Source organism: Solilutibacter pythonis, assembly GCF_003697345.1.
Classification (GTDB): domain Bacteria; phylum Pseudomonadota; class Gammaproteobacteria; order Xanthomonadales; family Xanthomonadaceae; genus Solilutibacter; species Solilutibacter pythonis.
In genome coordinates this window covers 1-2261 of record NZ_RFLY01000047.1, presented here as the reverse complement: position 1 = coordinate 2261, position 2261 = coordinate 1, and the positions used below count along the sequence as shown (strand labels likewise).

Below are 2261 nucleotides of genomic sequence, written 5' to 3'. Positions count from 1 at the left end.
ATCGAAGCGGCGAACGACACTACCGGCGATAAGCGCACCACACAAACGGACTGGCACGCCACGCTGAACGTACCCGTGGCGCGCCGAGTGCTGGATGCCGCCGGTCAGTGGGTTTCCCAAGAAACCTGGACCCACAACGCCCGCGGCCAAGTGCTTACCGCCCGCCGCATCGACCCCGCCACGGGCACCGCCCGCACCACGACGACGACCTACTGCGAAGCCAGCGACATCACCGCCGGCCAGTGCCCGCTCGAAGGCCTGGTCACTTCGGTCGACGGCCCGCGCACCGATATCCAGGACACCACCCGCTACCAGTACTACCTCGCCGACTCCCCCGACTGCGCCAGCGCCCCCGCCCCCTGCCCCTATCGCAAAGGCGACCTGCACAAAATCATCGACCCGCTCGGCCACACCACCGAGCTCCTCGCCTACGACGGCGCCGGCCGCCTGCTCCGTCAGCGCGATGCACGCGGGCAGGTGACCGACTTCAGCTACCACCCGCGCGGCTGGCTGACCCAGCGCACCGACCGGGTAGGTGATCAAACCCGCACCATCCGCATCGAATACTGGCCCACCGGACAAGTGAGCTTCGTCCACCAACCCGATGGCAGCTTCATCGCCTTCGCCTACGACGACGCCCAGCGCCTGACCAGCGTGTTCGACAACGCCGGCCATCGCATCCGCTACACCCTGGACAACGCCGGCAACCGCCTCAAGGAAGACACCATCGACCCCGCCGGACAACGCACCCGCACGCTATCGCGCGTCTACGACCAACTGGGCCAATTGCAGCAAACCCTGACCGCCCAAGGCCACGCCACCACCTACGCCTACGACGCCAACGGCCAACCCACGCGCAGCACCGACGCCCTGGGCCGGATCACCACCCAACGACACGACCCCCTGGGCCGCCTGGTGCAAACCCTGCAGGATGCTGGCGGCCTCCAGGTCGAGACCCGCCACGCCTACGACGCCCACGACCAACTGACCGAAGTCACCGACCCCAAGGGCCTGAAGACCACCTACACCTACAACGGCCTGGGCGACCTGCTGCGCCAGCACAGCCCGGATACCGGCGAGACCACCTACGCCTACGACAACGCCGGCAACCGCATCCGCCAGACCGATGCCCGGGGCATCATCGCGAACCACGCCTACGACGCCCTGAACCGCCCGACCCGTATCGAATGGCCGAACCTGACGCACCACTACACCTACGACACCAGCCCCGAGAACTGCCCGGCCCCATCGCGCCACGGCCAAGGCCAACTGACCCGGATGCAGGCCGGCGAGACGAGCACCGAGTACTGCCACGACGGCTGGGGCCAACTGACCCACAAACGCGAAACCCTCGGCAACCAAGTGCTGACACTGCGCTACGACTGGGATACGGCCGGCCGCCCGGCCCGCCTGACCTACCCCGATGGCGGCCAAGTGGACTACCGCCGCAACGCCCTGGGCCAAGTGACCGAAGTGGGCTACACCGCCCCCGGCGGCAGCCGCCAGGTGATGGTGGACAACGTCACCTACGCCCCGTTCGGCCCGGCCACCGGCTGGCGCTACGGCAACGGCCGGGTACTGAACCGCCCCCTGAGCCAGGACTACCGCCCGAACGCCATCCACGACCCCCAACCCGGCGGTTTGGACCTAGCCTTCGGCTTCGACGCGGCCGGCAACCTGGGCGCACTGAAGGATGCCCAACAGACCCGCAGCCTGGGCCGATACGTCCACGACCCGCTGAACCGGCTGACCCAACAACAAGACGGCCCCGGCACGACAGCCCTGAACAGCTACGCCTACGACAGCACCGGCAACCGCACCCAGCAAAGCGTGCCACTGGGCGAATGGGACTACGGCTACGAAGCGGCAAGCCACCGCCTGATCGACGTGGCGGGCAATGCCCGGACGTACGACGCGGCGGGCAACGGCCTGAGCGGCCCGAATGGCCGTGGCTACCGCTACGGCGAGGATAGCCGGCTGCGGCAAGTGACGGTGAACGGCACGGAGACGGCCCGCTACCACTACAACGGCAAAGGCGAACAGGTGGCGAAGACCGATGCCAAGACGGGTGAGACCCAGCGCTACCTGTACGACGAAGCGGGCCAATGGCTGGGGGAATACGACGGCCAAGGCCAAGCGAAGCAACAGGTGATCTGGCTGGAGAATTACCCGATTGCCGTGATCGACGGCAGCGGCGCGGCAGCGAATATCGGCTACATCGAACCGGACCACCTGGGCACACCGAGAGTGATCATCGATGC

General features: G+C 67.5%; 1 pseudogene. It reads left to right on the top strand.

Annotated elements, in window-relative coordinates:
- Window positions 1-2261: pseudogene (locus EBB59_RS13180) on the top strand (hypothetical protein); the annotation flags it as partial.